Origin of the sequence: Microbacterium rhizophilum (assembly GCF_039605615.1) — a bacterium.
In the GTDB taxonomy this organism is placed as follows: domain Bacteria; phylum Actinomycetota; class Actinomycetes; order Actinomycetales; family Microbacteriaceae; genus Microbacterium; species Microbacterium rhizophilus.
Genome location: NZ_JBCNUN010000008.1, coordinates 106,056 through 122,942, shown reverse-complemented (window position 1 = coordinate 122,942; position 16,887 = coordinate 106,056). Strand labels below are relative to the sequence as shown.

General features: G+C 67.9%; 19 protein-coding genes and 1 pseudogene. 11 read left to right on the top strand and 9 right to left on the bottom strand.

Features of this window, described 5'->3' with window-relative positions:
• The first annotated feature begins 15 nt into the window (after positions 1-15).
• The 4 genes from AAD528_RS13425 to AAD528_RS13410 are packed head-to-tail and all read left to right on the top strand — an operon-like array spanning position 16 to position 1,689.
• Entirely contained in the window at positions 16-264 is a 249-nt protein-coding gene (locus AAD528_RS13425) for a helix-turn-helix transcriptional regulator (protein ID WP_345752585.1), read from the top strand.
• Positions 261-515, top strand: a complete 255-nt coding sequence (locus AAD528_RS13420) for a glutaredoxin family protein (protein ID WP_345752584.1) — start codon at positions 261-263, stop codon at positions 513-515. Before AAD528_RS13425 ends, AAD528_RS13420 begins: the two co-directional genes overlap by 4 nt.
• The gene (locus AAD528_RS13415; protein ID WP_345752583.1) at positions 512-1,423 is read left to right on the top strand and encodes a coiled-coil domain-containing protein; all 912 of its coding nucleotides are present in this window, start codon (positions 512-514) and stop codon (positions 1,421-1,423) included. The genes AAD528_RS13420 and AAD528_RS13415 overlap by 4 nt, the downstream gene beginning before the upstream one ends.
• A complete protein-coding gene (locus AAD528_RS13410) occupies positions 1,420-1,689 on the top strand; it encodes a hypothetical protein (protein ID WP_345752582.1) in 270 nt (89 codons plus the stop codon). The genes AAD528_RS13415 and AAD528_RS13410 overlap by 4 nt, the downstream gene beginning before the upstream one ends.
• A 192-nt stretch (positions 1,690-1,881) precedes the next feature.
• On the opposite strand, the gene AAD528_RS13405 is transcribed toward AAD528_RS13410, so the two are convergent.
• Genes AAD528_RS13405 through AAD528_RS13395 form a run of 3 tightly spaced genes read right to left on the bottom strand, consistent with a single transcriptional unit; the run spans position 1,882 to position 3,460 of the window.
• Positions 1,882-2,205, bottom strand: coding sequence for a hypothetical protein (locus AAD528_RS13405; RefSeq protein ID WP_345752581.1), 324 nt, complete (start codon positions 2,203-2,205; stop codon positions 1,882-1,884).
• Positions 2,202-3,206, bottom strand: coding sequence for a zeta toxin family protein (locus tag AAD528_RS13400; RefSeq protein ID WP_345752580.1), 1,005 nt, complete (start codon positions 3,204-3,206; stop codon positions 2,202-2,204). Before AAD528_RS13400 ends, AAD528_RS13405 begins: the two co-directional genes overlap by 4 nt.
• Positions 3,203-3,460 (bottom strand): hypothetical protein, encoded by a 258-nt coding sequence (locus AAD528_RS13395; RefSeq protein ID WP_345752579.1) that lies wholly within the window; start codon positions 3,458-3,460, stop codon positions 3,203-3,205. Before AAD528_RS13395 ends, AAD528_RS13400 begins: the two co-directional genes overlap by 4 nt.
• A gap of 443 nt (positions 3,461-3,903) precedes the next feature.
• Between AAD528_RS13395 and AAD528_RS13390 the strand changes: the two genes are divergently transcribed.
• Positions 3,904-6,837, top strand: coding sequence for an AAA family ATPase (locus AAD528_RS13390; RefSeq protein ID WP_345752578.1), 2,934 nt, complete (start codon positions 3,904-3,906; stop codon positions 6,835-6,837).
• 559 nt (positions 6,838-7,396) lie between these two features.
• On the opposite strand, the gene AAD528_RS13385 is transcribed toward AAD528_RS13390, so the two are convergent.
• Both AAD528_RS13385 and AAD528_RS13380 read right to left on the bottom strand, forming a co-directional pair.
• Positions 7,397-7,918, bottom strand: a complete 522-nt coding sequence (locus AAD528_RS13385) for a DUF305 domain-containing protein (protein ID WP_345752577.1) — start codon at positions 7,916-7,918, stop codon at positions 7,397-7,399.
• Positions 7,915-8,317: pseudogene (locus tag AAD528_RS13380) on the bottom strand (four-helix bundle copper-binding protein). The gene AAD528_RS13385 and the pseudogene AAD528_RS13380 overlap by 4 nt, the downstream one beginning before the upstream one ends.
• A gap of 114 nt (positions 8,318-8,431) precedes the next feature.
• Between AAD528_RS13380 and AAD528_RS13375 the strand changes: the two are divergent.
• The 6 genes from AAD528_RS13375 (at position 8,432) to AAD528_RS13350 (ending at position 13,490) form a co-directional block, all read left to right on the top strand.
• Positions 8,432-8,713, top strand: a complete 282-nt coding sequence (locus tag AAD528_RS13375; protein WP_345752576.1) for a metal-sensitive transcriptional regulator — start codon at positions 8,432-8,434, stop codon at positions 8,711-8,713.
• A 25-nt stretch (positions 8,714-8,738) separates the two neighbouring features.
• Positions 8,739-9,065, top strand: coding sequence for a heavy-metal-associated domain-containing protein (locus AAD528_RS13370; RefSeq protein ID WP_345752575.1), 327 nt, complete (start codon positions 8,739-8,741; stop codon positions 9,063-9,065).
• Positions 9,066-9,223: 158 nt separating this feature from the next.
• Positions 9,224-11,326, top strand: coding sequence for a heavy metal translocating P-type ATPase (locus AAD528_RS13365; RefSeq protein WP_345752644.1), 2,103 nt, complete (start codon positions 9,224-9,226; stop codon positions 11,324-11,326).
• A 43-nt stretch (positions 11,327-11,369) separates the two neighbouring features.
• On the top strand, positions 11,370-11,837 hold the full coding sequence (locus AAD528_RS13360; RefSeq protein WP_345752574.1) for a DUF6153 family protein: 468 nt from the start codon (positions 11,370-11,372) through the stop codon (positions 11,835-11,837).
• A gap of 68 nt (positions 11,838-11,905) precedes the next feature.
• Positions 11,906-12,514 carry a DUF305 domain-containing protein gene (locus AAD528_RS13355; protein ID WP_345752573.1) on the top strand — a complete coding sequence of 203 codons (609 nt, stop codon included), beginning with the start codon at positions 11,906-11,908 and terminating at the stop codon, positions 12,512-12,514.
• Between the two features lie 76 nt (positions 12,515-12,590).
• Positions 12,591-13,490, top strand: coding sequence for a F510_1955 family glycosylhydrolase (locus tag AAD528_RS13350; protein WP_345752572.1), 900 nt, complete (start codon positions 12,591-12,593; stop codon positions 13,488-13,490).
• 205 nt (positions 13,491-13,695) lie between these two features.
• Here the strand turns inward: AAD528_RS13350 and AAD528_RS13345 are convergent, their stop codons facing one another.
• The 4 genes from AAD528_RS13345 to AAD528_RS13330 all read right to left on the bottom strand — a co-directional run bounded on the left by AAD528_RS13345 (position 13,696) and on the right by AAD528_RS13330 (position 16,884).
• Positions 13,696-14,142, bottom strand: a complete 447-nt coding sequence (locus AAD528_RS13345) for a single-stranded DNA-binding protein (protein ID WP_345752571.1) — start codon at positions 14,140-14,142, stop codon at positions 13,696-13,698.
• Positions 14,139-14,648, bottom strand: a complete 510-nt coding sequence (locus AAD528_RS13340; protein WP_345752570.1) for a hypothetical protein — start codon at positions 14,646-14,648, stop codon at positions 14,139-14,141. The genes AAD528_RS13345 and AAD528_RS13340 overlap by 4 nt, the downstream gene beginning before the upstream one ends.
• Positions 14,645-14,869, bottom strand: a complete 225-nt coding sequence (locus AAD528_RS13335) for a hypothetical protein (protein ID WP_345752569.1) — start codon at positions 14,867-14,869, stop codon at positions 14,645-14,647. The genes AAD528_RS13340 and AAD528_RS13335 overlap by 4 nt, the downstream gene beginning before the upstream one ends.
• 164 nt (positions 14,870-15,033) lie before the next feature.
• Positions 15,034-16,884, bottom strand: coding sequence for a type IV secretory system conjugative DNA transfer family protein (locus AAD528_RS13330; protein ID WP_345752568.1), 1,851 nt, complete (start codon positions 16,882-16,884; stop codon positions 15,034-15,036).
• Positions 16,885-16,887: the final 3 nt, after the last annotated feature.

The window sequence follows — 16,887 nt, the reverse complement described above, 5'->3', positions numbered from 1 at the left end:
AATTGGAGGTGAACGATGGTCACGATCATGCAGGTGCGGTCGGAGGATCCCGAGCACACGTTCCTCACACCGCAGGAGCTCGCCGACCTGCTCCCCGGCGTCCCCCTCAGCCGGTTGGGCTCGTGGCGCCGTACGGGTGACGGTCCGCCTTACGTAAAGTTCGGTCGCACGGTCGTCTACAAGCTCTCCGACATCGAAGCGTGGATGGCGGCGCAGACCCACCGCAGCACCGGCGACACCCTTCCGAGAGGCCTCCGGCGATGATCACCGTGTACACGACGGGAGCCGCTTGCATGCAGTGCCGACTGACGAAGCAGGTGATGGATGCGGAAGGTATCGCACACACAGACATCGACCTCACCGAGCCAGGCAACGCGGCGGCGCGTGACTACGTCACCGACGAGCTGGGTTACGCGCAGGCGCCGGTGGTGGTCATCGACGATCACGACCACTGGTCGGGCTTCCAGCCGATCAAGATCAGAGAGTTGGCCGCGCGGATCGGGAGCGACCGATGAGCGACGAAGCCGACGGCCACGAAGATCGCGACGCACGCGTCGCCCGCGAAGCGGAGGACGTGCGCTTGCAGATCGCGCACGCTCAGGCGCAGTTGCACGACCGGGCGAAGCGCAGGCGGGAGGCGCGACGCCAGTACGCACGGAACTACTACGCGCGGCACCGTGAAGAGCAGCGCGAGTATCAGCGACAGGCGCGGGCGAAGCAGCGCGCGAAGGATCCGGACGCCTACCGAGAGCGCGTCAGGGCACGCAACAAGCGATGGCGCGACAAGCATCTCGAGCAGGCGAACGCCCACCAACGCGAGAAGTACCACGCCGATCCCGAGAAGCGCCGCCAGCGCCGCCGTGAGGCCTATGCCCGGAACCCCGAGGCGCAACGCGCCAAGCGGCGCGCCTACTACGCCGCGAACAAGCAGAAGTCACTCGCCGCGCAGCAGCGTTGGCGCGATCGGGAGAAGCGTCGCGTCGAGGCAGGGCTCCCCGTGCGGCGACTGCACCGGGTATCCCTCGAAGAGCGTTTCGCGAACCGCGCGGCAGCGGATGAGTTCTTCGACCGGGAGCGGACGAAAGCTGAGCTTGCCCTCGCGCTCCGGGAGATTGCCACACCGCCCGAAGTCTTCGCCGCGTGGAAGCGAGAATCCCTTCGAGTTCGCGCCGCGCACCACCTCGCCGCTCAGAAGGAGGAGCTCGAGCGTCTCCGCAAGGCACTCGCTCGCGGGCGCCCCGGCCCGGAACCGACTTCGCTCCTGACGCCCGAGCAGATCGAGGACGCGCGGATGGATGCGATCGCGCGGCAGGTCAACAACCGCCTGCGGCACCGTGAGCCGCCGCGGCGCCGGCACCATCTCGACCCCGCCGCGCCGCACCCGCAGGCGCTCAACAACGACCAGATGGGAATGAACCGATGAACACCCTCCACGACCCCCTTCCGAGCTTCATCGATCGATCGCAGACCGAGGCTGCGCTCTACCGCGTCGCCGTCAGTGCCCTCACTTGGCGGGCCGATGCCGAACCGGGATACAGCATCGAGGACGAACAGCGCTGGTGCCTGGCGCCGCTGGACGGCATCGACCTAGGGCTGCCTTTCCGGGTGCTCGTCGTCGACACGATCCTCGACCCGTCGCGCAATCGCGCCCAGCTCGTTCAGGCGCTCGTCGCGCTCAGCGATGGGTGACGTCGTGAATACGATCCCGAGCGACTTCCCGGTGGCCGATCGTAGCCCCCTCCAGGGTGCTCCGTTCCGGGCTTTCGCGGCATATCCTCACCCCTCCGCTGGCGCTCCGGGCCTCCGGTATTCCACGACCCGGCACTGCACACCCCTCCGGTCGCTTCTCGTGCCACGTACCAGGAAGACGCCGCAGACAGGTCAGGTGGGAGTTACACGCGGGAGCGTGAACTGCCCCGGCGCGAGGCTTGAATCGTGGGCGTCGATGCCGTAGCGGGGGCCGCGATCGTCGCAGTGGTTGCGAGCGGTGCACTCGGGGTCGTCGCCGCCGCACGGCTCGTCGGAGCCGTGTGCGAAGGAAATGGAAAACGGATGCTGCGCCTCGGAGCACTCGTCATCGCGCTGGCATCCGTTGCCTTCGCTGCCGCGCTCGTGCTGACTGCTGCGGGAGCGCCCGAGTGCCTGGGTTGCGCGGTCCTGCCGCGAGACGTACTCGGATGAGTCGTGCGGGGTGCGGTCGCTCATCCCAGTCCGATGTTGAGGCTCGGTACTGGCGGGGTGGCCGCCGGTGCAGCGATGTCGACGAGTGCGCTCTCAGCCGGTACCGCCTGCCGCAGCGCGTCGACCCGAGCTTGGATTGTCGCTTCCGCTCTCGAGCGGGCCAGAGAGTTCACGGGCAGCGGCAGGCGAGGAAGTACCTCACCCAGCGCGAGTTCGTGCAACTCGATAAGGACCTCGGTAAGTGCAGCCGGCACGCCACCGCTGGTCAGCGCGAACTCGGTGCTTGCGCGGAGCTCCGACAGCCACCGTCTCCCCTCCGGCCCTGACATTGGCGTCACCTGCTCACGCACGAGCGCCCGACTCGCTCCCGTAAAGCCGTCCGAGCGGTGGGAATCGAAGACCCAATGGCCCGCGCGACCAACCACGGTAAGCCGATCGACTGATGCCTCACCCTCGAGTTTGCTCACCAGCGCGCGCGTCACTTCGAACCCGGCGTCGTGCGTTGCGAGGTCAGTGAACGGAGCGCTTCGTTTATCGAGATCGGCAAGCAAGAACCGCGAAGCCTCGGATAGCAGGCTGACAGAGCGCGGCTGTCCGACGACGGCCACGTGCGTCTCGAAGCCTTCACGTTGGAAGAGCTCCGCGGTGGCGGTCGCTACTCGAGTGGACGAGAAGGAACCCTCGACCAGGAGCGAGCGCCGGTTCCTTCGGGCATGCGCGAGACAGTCACGCAGCCATACCGAGGTTGCCTCGGCGAAGATGCGTAGCGCCTCCGGCGACCGGGATCGCGACAACTCGACGTAGCGAGGGTGGAACGCGCGCAGGCCGTCTCCGTCGACTACTGCCGCATCATCATGCTCGGCAAGCAGCGCCCGGGCCGCTCGTCCGGCACCAGCTCCAGGCTGACCGACTACAAGCGTCAGCGTCGGAGCTGCGCGCCGATCCATGGGTGGGAACAGGACTGGTGCGATCTTGGCGTCGAAGGTCGCTCGAATCTCGGCGGGTTCCAATTCGAGGTCGGTCACGGCAGCGGTCCCGAGAGCTCAGCGATGCGGCTCGTCAGTCGTTCGAGCAGCGTTTCGAGCGCCGAACGGTTGAAGGCATCGACCTCGACGAGCTCGCGTCGGATCGCGGATGCCTCCGCGATGGCATGCTCATGCAGCATCCCGCCGTCATCAGCGAGACGCAGGACAGCCGCGATCGCAGTGTTCGCGGCCTCGCGGGCGATGTCGAAAGTGGTGGCGTCACTCGCCCTCCACGCAGAAACATGGCCCGTCATTCCAGTCCTCCCATCGGGAGTCTAGTTTCGAGCCACCACCGCGGCAGCTCCGCGAGTCGGGAAGCCCAGCCCGCCAACCGGAAGCGGCGGTCGCTGATCGCGCTTTCGCAGGTGTTCAATGTCGTTAGTTGGTCCTCAAGCTCCTCATGGGAAGAACACCGTGGTGCTGCACCGCTCCCGAGTCCGGCCTCACTCTGCCGCGGAAAGCGCGGCCGCCCGGTTACGCGCTCCGACAGCAGGCAACACGTGCGGTGCAACACAAGCAATACCGCCAATGCACGCAGGCACTTCCTGTGTAAGCGCTCGCCAGTTAGACATGAACGGCGTACGCTGAACCTGTGCGCGGGGGCCTCGAGCGCTGGAAGCGGGGTGTCGAATCGCAGGGGGTTCGGCAGGCGATGGCGTACGCGTTCAAGGGGACCTGCGATTCACATCTTCGCGCGGTGACGGGAGTCGAGGCACTCGCCGCGTACAGCCGCGGAGACGCCGAACACGTCACGCGGTTCACGGTCGAAGAGGGCGCGGTGACCGTCGACGGCCTCGACGCCGCTGAACTCCGCCGTTGGGTCGACGGCCGCGACCCCGTCACCGACGAGCTCCGCGGTCGCGAACTCAGCTCGCCTCGCGCGGATCTCATCCTCGACGGCACAATCAACGCACCGAAGTCGTACAGCATCGCCGCACTGATCAACGACGACCTCGCGGCGGAGTTCGAAGCTCTGCAAGATCGACTCCGCGCGCGCATCATCACGACGTGGCAGCGAGAGCTGAACGCGCGCCGAGGCGTGGGCGGCAACATTCGTGAATCACTTCGCCGCATCGAAGTCGTCGAACTTCAGCACCGCCGTTCGCGCGCTCTGGACCCGCACATCCATCGTCACCTGTGGCTGAACGTGAAGGTGCTCGGCGCGGATGGCAAGTGGTCGAACGTCGACTCGCGCGTCGCGATGAAGCTGCACACGCTAATCAACGCGGAGGGCGAACTCGCGGCGCGCACCGACCCGGAGTGGATTACCGCACTCGCGCGCAACGGCTACACACTCGGTGACGACGGGGAGATCGCGCAGCTCGCCGAATCCGTCCGACCACTCTCGCGGCGCTCGAACCAGATCGAAGCGAACCGCGCCAAGCTTCTGCTGGAGTGGCGGTCGGAGCATTCCGGCCAGCAACCCGACCATGACGTGCTGCAGCACCTCGACAGGCTCGCATGGGCGAAGAATCGCCCGAACAAGCCGGGTGTCGTGGACGAATCGGAGTGGGAGCAGCTCATCCGAGACGAGCTTCGCGGGATCGACGCCGGCGTGCTCCGGGAGCGATCGGCGGCCCGCCCCCGGACGGTAGCGATCCACATGCTTGACCGCGATCTGCTCGCGGCCAAGGCCATCGTGGATGCAGACGGCCGGTCGACCGCATGCGGCGGCAGGTTCAGCAGCTACGACCTGCGAGCCGGCGCAACGCGGGCGGTCGCAGCATCCGGAGCCGTCGCCCACCGCGACGACCTGCAGGAGCTGATCGACGACGTCGTGACCCGCGGGCTCACTCAGACTGTCGACCTGCTCGACTCGGAGGGCAGCCGCCCGCAGCACATCAAGGGGTTCATGGCGTCGTCGACGGCCCGGCTGAAGGTCGAGCTGGCGGCAAGATTCGACGCACTCACGCGGGCCGGCGAGGCGTTCCGGCGCCGCGCAATCCTCGACATCGCAGACGCAGTCCTCGATGCCGATGTCACGCTCGACGAGGGGCAGATCACAGCGGCGTCAGCGATCGCCGGAACGGATCGCCTGGTCTCGGTCACTGGCCCCGCGGGCGCCGGAAAGACGACGATGCTCCGGGTCGCTCGCATCGCGCTCGCTCGGCAAAGACGTCGGCTCGTCGTCGTCGCGCCGACCAAGAAGGCAGCGTCTGTCGCGGGCCGCGAGATCGGCGCGACCGCCGCGAGCCTGCATGCGCTGCTCGCCGACCACGGATGGCGCTGGGGTCGCGACGAAGCCGACGCGGAGGTGTGGAGACGACTGCAAGTCGGCGAGATCGATGAGCGCGTCGGGCGGATCTACACCGGTCCGCGCTACTTCGCGCTCGGCGCGGGTGACCGAGTCGTCGTCGACGAGGCCGGTATGGTCGACCTACACACCGCCAATGCCCTCGCCGCGATCGCGGCCGAGACGGGCGCCGGCATCGCGATGGTCGGTGACCATCTGCAGGCCATGCCAGTCGGTCACGCCGGCGCGATGGCGTGCATGACCCGCCGCGCGACGGCCGTCGTCGAGCTGACGGCGGTGCATCGCTTCCGCGATCCGAGCTACGCCGCCGTCACGTTGCGAATGAGAGAGCCTGCATCCAAGGAATACGCCCTCGCCGTCGCGACCGAACTCGACGAGCGCGACCAGATCCATCGCGTGACGGATGCAGCGCAAGCACGCGACGTCATGGTTGAGGCGTACTTCCGCTGGGCTGGCGCGCGAAAGCGGGTTGCACTGGTCACGAGCACGAACGATGAGGCGGATGCGATCAACGAGGCCATCCAGGAGCGGCGAGTTGAGCTCGGGCAACTGCATCCGGATCGTCTCGCAGTGGGGCAGGGTGAGCAGCGTCTGCTCGAAGGGGACGTCGTTCAGACGCGGCTAAATGACCGGGTGGCGGATGTCGAGAACCGCGCGCTCTGGATTATCCGCCGCATTGGGCCCTCCGACGTCGAACTCGTCGCCCTCGGTGATAGCGGGGACGTGCGGCACGTGTCACTCGACTACGCGGCCGAGCACATGCATCTGTCCTACGCGTCGACCGTGCACGGAATTCAAGGCGAGACGACGGATGCCTCGATCGTCGGCCCCGGCGTCGATGCCTCGGGACTCTACGTGGGCATGACGCGCGGGCGGGTTCACAACGAGGCCATCGCGATCGCGTGGACGGCGACTGCTGCGCGCGAGCAGATCGCCGACAGCATGATGCGCGGCATGACCGAGGTCACGATCGAGGACTCGATGCGGGCGGCGCGGAGCGAGTTGGGACGCTCAGCTCGTGAACGCAATGACGAGGGTCTGGACGCACTGGATCAGGTGGGTGAGTGGATGCGGGCGACCGGCCGTGCCCTCGCCGAGTTGGACGCGCAGATTGCCACCGAAGTGGCGAGCCATCATGGCCGACATGAGGCTGGCGCATCCATCGCTGTCCTTGCCGACTCTCGGGATCGACTGGCGGAGCGCTATGAAGTCGTGAAGGCGCGTCTCGTTGGCGCTGCGAATCAGGTAGACGATGGCGGCGAGGTGACTGCGTTCGCCCACACCCAGCAGCGCATCCGGCGCTCGCCGACGGAGAACTCGACGCCGCAGGCTACGTCGTTCCACACGATGAGCAGGGCATCGACGAGTAAAGGGTGAGGGCCGTACCGCACCCACGCCTTGCATGGCTTCGGGCGCGGGTCTCTGGTGACCGGCAGGGCGTCTGCCTGCAGCTCCCCGTCGGTGTGCGACTGAAGTGGCATATCTGCCGCGATACGCTGCATGATCCGGTGACCCATCAGTCGGTCGTAGCGATCGGCGTACCGCTTGTTCATTCCCGTGTCCGGCCGTCTCCTCCTCCGGCCAGCGCGCCAACTGTAGACATCTCGAAGCTATGTTCTACTCGGGGCTGCCGCCACAGTGATAGAACGGCGGTAGAACCGGCCACTTGATCTGATGCCGCGAACTGGCGCGGCGTGACGCCGCCGAGCACCGACTGTCGATGCTGCGCGAGTTGACCCCGAAGTGGTTCGCAGCTCATGCAAGCGGGTGCGATGCCCGCCATGTCCGACGGGGAGTGGTACACCATTCCTCGATGGATGGGGGCCAGCGCCGTGCAGCGCGGCTGAGCCACTGCTGTGCCCCTGGCGCTGTGGCGTGAGCCGTCAGCGGCCGGCCGCTGTCGCGGATGGCGAAGACTTCGTACGCGATCGCCCTGCTATTGGTTGAGCCGCTCGAGGATGGCCTTCATCTGATCGATCTCCTCCTGCTGGGACTGGACGATCTGGTCGCAGAGTGTGACGATCTCAGGGTCGGTGATATTGGACTGTTCGCAGACGAGGATCGCGCGGGAGTGGTGCGGGATCATCGACCGCAGGAACTGGTCATCCCCGACGAAGGCTTCTACCCGTCCCATGAGGAACGTCGCCACGAACAGCGCGGCGAAGCCGATCAACAGCCCGATGTTGAGTGGCTTGTTGGGGAACATCTTCCACATCACGGCGATCATGATGATCCCCATCGGGAACACCATCATCAGCGCCATGTACAGGTTGCTGATGTTGGGCAGGAAGTCCGCGAAGACGTTGATCATCGCGAAGGTGAGCAGGTACATCACCAGGAAGCTGAGCGCCAGGGAGATGGCGAGCTTCCCGTAGCTCGCCATTCCGCCGTGCTGCATCCCGCCCTGCTTCGAGTGCTGCACGCCCTCGTGCGGGGAGTGGTGCTCGGCCTGGCTCACAGTGCCCCCAGCAGATCCGCGCACGCCTGCTCGCAACGGCGGCACGCCTCGGCGCACACCCGGCAGTGCTCGTGCATCTCGGCGTGCAACTCGCACTCGGCCGCGCACGACGCACAGGCGGCGCGGCATGCTTCGAGCTGCGCGCGCAGGACGTCGGTGTTCGAGCCGGTCTGACGGGACAGCACCGCGGCGGTCGTCGCGCAGATGTCGGCGCAGTCCAGGTTCTTGCGGATGCACGCGGTCAGCTCAGCCACCATCTCTTCGCTCAGGCACGTCTGCGCACGCGGTGCACGCCTGCGCGCACTCCACGCACGCCTCGATACAGCGCACCAGAGCCGCGGTGTCAGTGCCGGCGCCCGCTCGGGGGTGAGTGGTCAGCATCTGCTCGGCAACAGTCATCTCGTCCTCCTTCTGCTCCGTCGGAGTATTTCCCCAACCCTCGGCACAGTACGGTCGCGGTGCAGATTTCCGCACGGGGGTTACATACCCCTGGGGGGTATGTATCATTGGCGCGTGCACGGGTACGCGGACAACAAGGAAGCGCTGCTGAAGAGGCTGCGCCGCGCCGAAGGACAGGTCGCGGGAATCGCGCGGATGGTCGAGAACGACGACTACTGCATCGACATCCTCACCCAGCTCTCTGCGGCGACGAAGGCCCTGGAAGCGGTGGCGCTGTCGCTACTCGGTGACCACCTCAGCCATTGCGTGGCCGAGGCGACCGCGCAGGGCGGGCCGGTCGCGGAGGAGAAGATCCGCGAAGCAAACGCGGCCATCGCGCGCCTGGTGCGCTCCTGAACCTCATCGCCGAAAGGACATCACCATGACGATCGAACGAGTCGAGCTGGGCCTCAAGGACACCGGCGCCGGATGCGCCTGCTGCGCCGCACCCAGCACCTCGACCACGCAGCAGCAGCCCGCGGACGCGGGAGTGTCGACCACGCTGCTGGTGGAGGGGATGACGTGTGGGCACTGCGTTGCCAGCGTCACAGCGGAGCTGTCCGCGGTTCCCGGTGTGGACGCCGTGTCGGTCGCGCTTACTGCGGGCGGCACCTCGGCCGTCACGGTCCGAAGCTCCGCCCCCGTCGACGCAGATGCGCTTCGCGTCGCCGTTGCTGAGGCCGGCTACACCGTCATCGACGCTGCCTGACACGACCGAGCGCCCACCCAATTCCTGCCCTCCCGGCCGTCCAGCGGCGGCAACTCGCAGAGGAGGCTCCGATGAGCCAGCACGACCACACCATGCACGGGCACACCGACCACGACCACGCAACGGAGCACGCGGATCCCGAGGCAACCGCCGAGGGTATGCGCGAAGCCGTCGCGACCGAACCGGCAGTGCACGGCAGCCAGGACCACAGCGGTCACGATCACGGTGCGCACGCTGGTCAAGCCGCTCACGCTGGTCAGGGCGGGCATGCCGGTCACGGTGATCACGTGGGACAGTTCCGCCGCCTGTTCTGGATCATGCTCGCCCTCGCGGTCCCGGTCGTGGCGTTCTCGAGCATGTTCGCCATGCTGCTCGGCTACGCGCTGCCCGACGCCGCGTGGGTGAGCTGGATCTCACCCGCGCTCGGCACGGTGATGTACGTGTGGGGCGGTGCGCCCTTCCTCATCGGCGCCGTGAGCGAGCTGCGCACCCGCAAGCCCGGGATGATGCTGCTGATCGGTCTGGCCATCACGGTCGCGTTCCTGGCTTCGTGGGGTGCGAGCCTTGGTGTGCTGCATCACGAGCTCGACTTCTGGTGGGAGCTCGCGCTGCTGATCGTCATCATGCTGCTGGGTCACTGGATCGAGATGCGCTCCCTGGCCCAGACGACGTCCGCGCTGGACTCCCTCGCGGCGCTGCTGCCGGACGAGGCCGAGCGCGTCGAGGGTGACACCACCGTCACCGTCGCCCCCGCCGACCTGCGCGTCGGCGACGTCGTCGTCGTCCGGCCGGGCGGCCGCGTCCCCGCAGACGGCCGCGTCGTGCAGGGTTCGGCGAGCATGGACGAGGCGATGATCACCGGGGAATCCCGCCCGGTGCGCCGCTCCGAGGGCGACCAGGTCGTCGCCGGCACCGTTGCGACCGATTCGGGCCTTCGCGTGGAGATCACCGCGATCGGCGAGAACACCACACTCGCCGGAATCCAGCGACTCGTTGCCGAAGCGCAGAACTCCTCGTCCCGGGCGCAGCGGATCGCCGACCGTGCCGCCGCGCTGCTGTTCTGGTTCGCCCTGATCGCTGGTGTCATCACCGCCGTGGTGTGGACGATCCTGGGTCTCCCGGACCAGGCCGTCGTCCGCACCATCACCGTCCTCGTGATCGCCTGCCCGCACGCGCTGGGCCTGGCGATCCCGCTGGTGGTGTCGATCGCGACCGAGCGGGCCGCGCGTGGCGGGGTGCTCATCAAGGACCGGCTCGCGTTGGAGAGCATGCGCACGATCGACACGGTCCTGTTCGACAAGACCGGCACCCTCACCAAGGGCGCCCCTGCGGTCACCGCGGTCCACCCCGCCGGAGGGATCGAGCCCGATCGGCTGCTGGCCCTCGCGGCCGCCGCCGAGGCCGACTCCGAGCACCCGCTGGCGCGGGCGATCGTGAACGCCGCCGCCGCAAAGCAGCTGCCTGGGCCAGGCTCCTCCGGGTTCGAGTCCTCGCCCGCAGTCGGTGTGCGCGCGACGGTCGACGGGCACGTGGTGCAGGTCGGCGGGCCTTACCTCCTGGAGCAGGAGGGTGCGGGAGAGCTGCCGATTGCGGATGAGTGGCGCCGCGAGGGCGCGATCATCCTGCACGTCCTCATCGACGGGCAGGTCACCGGAGCACTGCGCCTGGCGGACGAGATCCGCAGGGAGTCCCGCGAGGCCATCGACGCGTTGCACGCCCGTGGCGTGCAGGTCGTGATGATCACCGGCGACGCCGAGGCGGTCGCGGCCTCCGTGGCTGAGGAGCTGGGCATCGACCGGTTTTTCGCCGGCGTGCGCCCCGAGGACAAGTCCTCCAAGGTGAAGCAGCTGCAGGACGAGGGCCGGAAGGTCGTGATGGTCGGCGACGGCGTCAACGACGCCCCCGCCCTCGCTCAAGCCGACGTGGGGGTCGCGATCGGTGCCGGCACCGACGTCGCCATCGCTTCCGCCGGTGTCATCCTCGCCAGCGACGACCCTCGATCGGTGCTGTCGGTGATGGAGCTGTCGCGGGCCAGCTACCGGAAGATGAAGCAGAACCTGTGGTGGGCTGCCGGGTACAACCTGATCGCCGTGCCGCTCGCCGCAGGTGTGCTCGCCCCGTTCGGGTTCGTGCTGCCGATGTCGGTCGGGGCGATCCTGATGTCCCTGTCGACGATCGTCGTCGCACTGAACGCGCAGTTGCTGCGCCGGCTCGACATGCGCCCCGAGGTCACCACCGCCGCGGTCCTGAGCGGCGCCTGACAGGCGGGTTTCGTAGAGTGATGAGCAGGAAGGGGGTGCGCTGATGAGCGTGATGACGTTGCGCCGGGCGATGCACCCGAGCGCCTCAGTCGCGCGCACCTTCCTGCTCACTGCCGCAGCCGTCGTCGCGGTGCTGATCGGGCTGCTCGGGATGCACGTGCTGAGCAGCGGCAGCGCCCACCACGCTCCTGTGGTGATCAGCGAGAGCACGCATCATGGCGGTGAGCGCGCGATGGTCGATGTCACGAGCGCTGACGCGGCCACGGCCACGGCCGGCGATCATTCCGCAACGGAGCCCTGCGCTGAGGACGGCTGCGGGGGCGGCACGGACGCAATGGCGTTCATGGCGTGTGTGCTCGCGCTGCTCGCTGTCAGCGTCGTCCTCGCCATCCGGCCCGGCCGGGTCGTCACCATTGCGCGCGCTCAGGCGCCGCCGCATGCCCCCGTGACGCTCACTGAGGCGCCGCCGGTTCCTCCCGATCTGAACGTCCTCTCCATCAGTCGCACCTGAGGGTCATCTGCTGTCGCAGATTCCGTGCTTCGGCACGCCCCTCAACCACGACTTAGGAGACAGATCTCATGAAGTTCCGCACGATTGCATTCCACGCGGGCATCCTCGCCACCGCGCTCGTCCTCGCCGGTTGCAGCGACACCGGTGGTTCCGACATGGAAGGCATGGACCACGGCAGCAGCGCGAGCAGCTTGCCCAGCGCCTCCGCTGAAGCCAGTGACGCGGTGTTCAACGACGCCGACGTGACGTTCGCGATGGAGATGGTCATGCACCACCAGCAGGCCATCGAGATGTCCGACACTCTGCTGGCGAAAGACGGCGTCCATCCGGACGTCGTCGCCCTCGCCGAGCGCGTCAAGGCCGCCCAGGGCCCCGAGATCGAGACCATGAACCAGTGGCTCGAAGACTGGGGACAGAACACCGAGATGGGAGGCATGGATCACGGCGGCGGCATGATGTCCGAAGAGGACATGGCCGCCCTCGAGGAAGCCGACGGTGAAACCGCATCGAGCCTGTTCCTCGAGCAGATGATCATGCACCACCAGGGCGCCATCGACATGGCCCAGACCCAGGTCGACAACGGCCAGAACCCCGACGCCGTCGCCCTCGCGCAGAAGATCGTCGAGGACCAGACCGCCGAGATCACCGAGATGCAGGAGCTGCTCACCCAGCTGTGAGCACCCGCCACGCCGGTGGCCACCCGTCCGGGTGGTCACCGGCTCTGCTCCTGCCCGACCATCCCGGAGATCTTCCATGCCTTTCACGACTGCCGTTCCCCGACGCCGCCTCGCCGCCTTCGCCGCCCTTGCCCTCACCGTGCCGCTCCTCGCTGGCTGTGCACTCATCCGTTCCGAGGACCCCGACCACGACCCCCAGGTGGCCCTCGAGCACATCCATGGGCTCGCCTCAGACCCCGAGACGGGCGGCCTGCTCATCGCCAGCCACGGCGGCATCTACCGACTCGATGCCCTCACCCCATCCGCCGAGGTGACCGGGCCGGTCGCCGGCAACGACTTCGACGCCATGGGGTTCACCGCCGTGGCCGGATCGCTGTATGCCTCCGGGCACCCCGGGCCGAACAGCCCGGAGCATTTCGGCGCCCAGAACCTCGGCCTCATCCGCTCCGACGACAACGCCCGCACGTGGACGAATATCGCGTTCACCGGCGAGGCGGACTTCCACGACCTCGCCCTCAGCGAATCGAACCCCAGCCGCATCTACGCGAACAACTACGGCATCGTCTACCGCTCCGACGACGGCGGCCGCACCTGGAACGACGGTGTCGGTGTGGACGCACGCGACATCCTCGCTGACCCGAACGACTCGGACACCGTGTACGCGACCGCTCCCGAAGGGGTCTACGTCAGCCACGACGGGGCTGAGACGTTCGAACTCGATGAGGGTGCTCCGCGGATGATGCTGATCGCCGCCAACAGCCTCGGGCTGCTTGTGGGAACAAGTTTCGACGGCACACTCGTCTACCAGCTGCCCAGCGGTGAGTGGACCACGGGGGGAGAGTACACAGGAGGGGTGCAAGCGCTCACCATTACACCCGGCGATGAGATCGTCATTGCGGACCAGCGAGGGATATCGCTCACGAGCGACTTCGGCGTCACCTGGGAGCCGCTCTTCCGTCCGGAGCCCCACGTGTGACGCTTACCCAACGCGGTGCGGCTGCCCTGGGCGCATTCGTCAACCACATCTCGGGCCTGGGCGTGGAGGCGATCGCCGGCAAGCCCCACAAGCCAACTAGTGGTCGGTGAGTTTCGTCGCTCCTCGGGTCGGGCTCGGACTGATAGCAGTGGAGAGCGGCGCGAGAGTACGATGACTCTCACGCCCCTCTCCTTACTGACATGGGTCAGCGGCTCATCCCGGCGACGGTGTACGAGACCGGTGCCGCCACAGGCCCCGAGGCGTCAGCCGCGGGGCTATTGGCTTTTGGGACCCGGTCCACCGCAACGTTCGCGAACCTGAGCGATGCGCCGACGTTATCGGCGATGATGTCGCGAGTTTCGCGGGCCTGGCCCGTCTCCTTGTCGGTATAGGTACCGAAGCGGAGGTCGCCGGCGACAATCACCGAGTCGCCCTTGCGGAGCGAGTTGGCGACGTGCCGGGACTGCTGGTTGAACACGACGACGCGGTGGAACACCGTGCCCGCGTCCTCCCAGCGGTTCGTCGTCTCGTTGAGGCGGCGGTCGTTGACGGCGACGGTGAATCGGGCGTACTCGTTGCCCGAGTCGCCGGCGCCGTGCTCGGGGTCACCGGTGAGGTTGCCCTCGATGGTGACCGGGATCCTGGTCGTCATCCTTCTTCCTTTCCTTCGTGAGGCACCACGGTGTCTCGGCCGGCGTGGCTCTGGGTGATCCACGCGTCCCATTCCGGCTCGTCGGTCGCGGTATCCCACGAGCGGGACTTGAGTTCGAAGTGACCGCTCGCGCATCCGGCCCCGGCGTTCTGCAGGCGAGGGCGCGCGAGCGCGAGGCGCTCGTGCCAGCCGACCGGGCCGAAGCCGCTGTCGCTCTCGTCGAACGCGGCGAGGTGCGCGACGTGGAGGGCGGAGAGTTCCTCCACGAGCGCCCCGTGCTTCCACCAGCAGTTCGGGACGACACTGACCGGCACGGTGTAGCGGACGGTGAACCACTCGACCCACTCGCGCAGCGCCGTCCACTCGGCGCGGACCCGGTCCGGCGGCAGGTGCCGCCAGTCGACGGCGTGCGACCCGAGGGGGTCCGTGCTGCGCCCGAGCCGCGGGAGCCCTGCGAGCTCCGCCGCAATGAGGCTCTCGATGTCTTCGGGCTGGAACTCGCTCACGAGACCGCCTCCTGGCTGTGCAACTTGATCCGGAGGCGTTCGAGCGCGATCACCGACGCGACGCGGCGGGCTCGGTGGTAGGCGAGCACACGGTCGCGGTCGATGAGGCTGTGGAGAAGGTCGTGGCAGTACGGATGCAGCGGCACGAGGTCGTCGTGGCGCTCGAACGCCCGCCACGCGCCGCTCGCGAAGCGAACGCCCGCGTAGTCGAGGTGATGCATCTCGAGCTGCTCTGCAGTCGCGGGACGCCCGCATCCCGCGCATGCCAACGGCCGACGCATTCGCTCCTGCTTGCGGAACCAGCGGGCGCGTCGCGCGAACCACGCGGGCGAGCGGAGGAAGTCCGCTCGGTACGAGTTGCCAACCCCGGCCTTCCGGCGATTGCTCACGGCTCGTTCACCGCCTCCGGTTCGGACTCCGGCTCGGGCGTCGGCGCCGGCGCCGGCACCGGTTCCGGGCTGGGCGCGGGTTTGCTCGCCTCGGTGAAGACTCCCTGCTGCTCGGCCTCGGTCGAACGCTTCCCAGCCTGGATGTCGCGTGCGTCGCGCCGCTCGTCCCACCCGCTGAGGTCGAGCAGCACACCGCGCCGGTTGCGGTAGGCCAGTAGACCGACGTTCTGCGGCATGCGCCGGATCTCGTCGACCGACATGAGTGCGAGTCGCTCGTGGTGTTCGCTCGTGGAGTGCCCTGCTTCTCGCGTCGACCATGAGCGCTGCGTGCGTCGCGTCTGGCGGGTGCCGAGAAGGGCTTCGACATCGCGAAGGTGGTTCACGTGCGAGGCGCCGCCGAGCAGCACCTTCGCGGTCGCGGCCGCCCAGATTGTGTCGGCCTCGGCACGCGACCACGATGTCTCCGCCTGTGACAGCGCTTGCAACACGACGAACGTGCAGATGCCGCGGCCGCCGCCGTCCGCCATGATCCGCGGGAGATTGCCCCACCGGAACATGTTCACGATCTCGTCCAGGATCAGGCCGAGCGGATGCTGCAACCGAGACCCCGGCGATGCCAAGGCGCGAACGCGCGCGACCTCGACGATGTCGTCGAGCAGCGCGCCGAGGAACCCGCCCATCGCGGACGCTCCCGAGGCCGACCCGATCAGGTAAAGCGCGTTCGCGCCGTCGAGGAACGCGCGCGGATCGAAGACGGGGTCGCCGGGCCGCGGCATGAGCGCATCGCGGATCTTCGGTACGGCGAGCGGTGCGACGGCTCCCTGCACGCCGAACCAGATCGACGAGACGAGCTTGTCGTCCGACGCGAGCGTTGCTTCGAGGTTGTCGCCCCAACCGGGGGCGCCGTCGGAGCGGAGGATCGACACGGCCGACCTGCGCGCCAGGATCGGACTCGTGCCCCAGCTGTAGAGGTCTTCGATCGTGCAGTTGCCGACGGCCGCCGCGTGCAGAAGACGCCCGAGGACGACCCCGGATGCCTGGGCCCACTCCCCATTGGTACTTGAGGCGCCGAGCGCGGTGCCGGTGATGATCGCGGCGCCGCGTTGCATTGCCACCAGCGGGTCCTCGCAACCTGCGATCGGAGAGACGCGAAGCGGATGGCGCGTGCCGGAGAGTCCCTGCGGGTCGAACACGTGCACCTGCCCGCGGCGCTCGCGCATCCGGAGTGTCGCGGTGAGGTTGTCGTTGGTCGTCGACGTCGTGATCAGCGGCCCCGACCAGTCGAGGATCGCCGAGATCAGCACGCGGTATCCCTTGCCCGAGCGGGGCGGGCCCTCGAGTGCGACAGAGTCCTCGATGGACACGAAGACGTCCATCCCGCGAGAGCTTCCGACCCGCCAGCCCACATCGGTGGCGCGGGGCCGGCTGATGTCGGGCCGGAGCTGTCTCGCCCGCTTCAGCACGGCCTTCGCGGAGAGGTGTCGGCGGATCTCGGACGCCTCGGCGAACCCGGGGCGGCTGCGCAGGTCGCTGATGAACGACTGGTCCGACTGCCGATAGCGGCGGTATGCGATCCACGCCCACACGGCCAGGCCGGCGATCAGCATGACGACGGCGAGGTCGACGAACCGGACCGCGAGCACGGGGATCGTGCATCCCACAATCGCTCCATACCCGTCGGGGTCGCCGGTGATCGCGAGCCAGAGCCCTGAGAACAACGACGCTGGCTCTGGCGGCACGCCGCAGGCGACCCGGATCAGGGCTTCCGTCAGAAGGCCGAAGGCGACGCTGAGGACGACAGCGACGGCGATCACCACCGCAATGCCCCTACCCAGCACTCCGTTCATCGC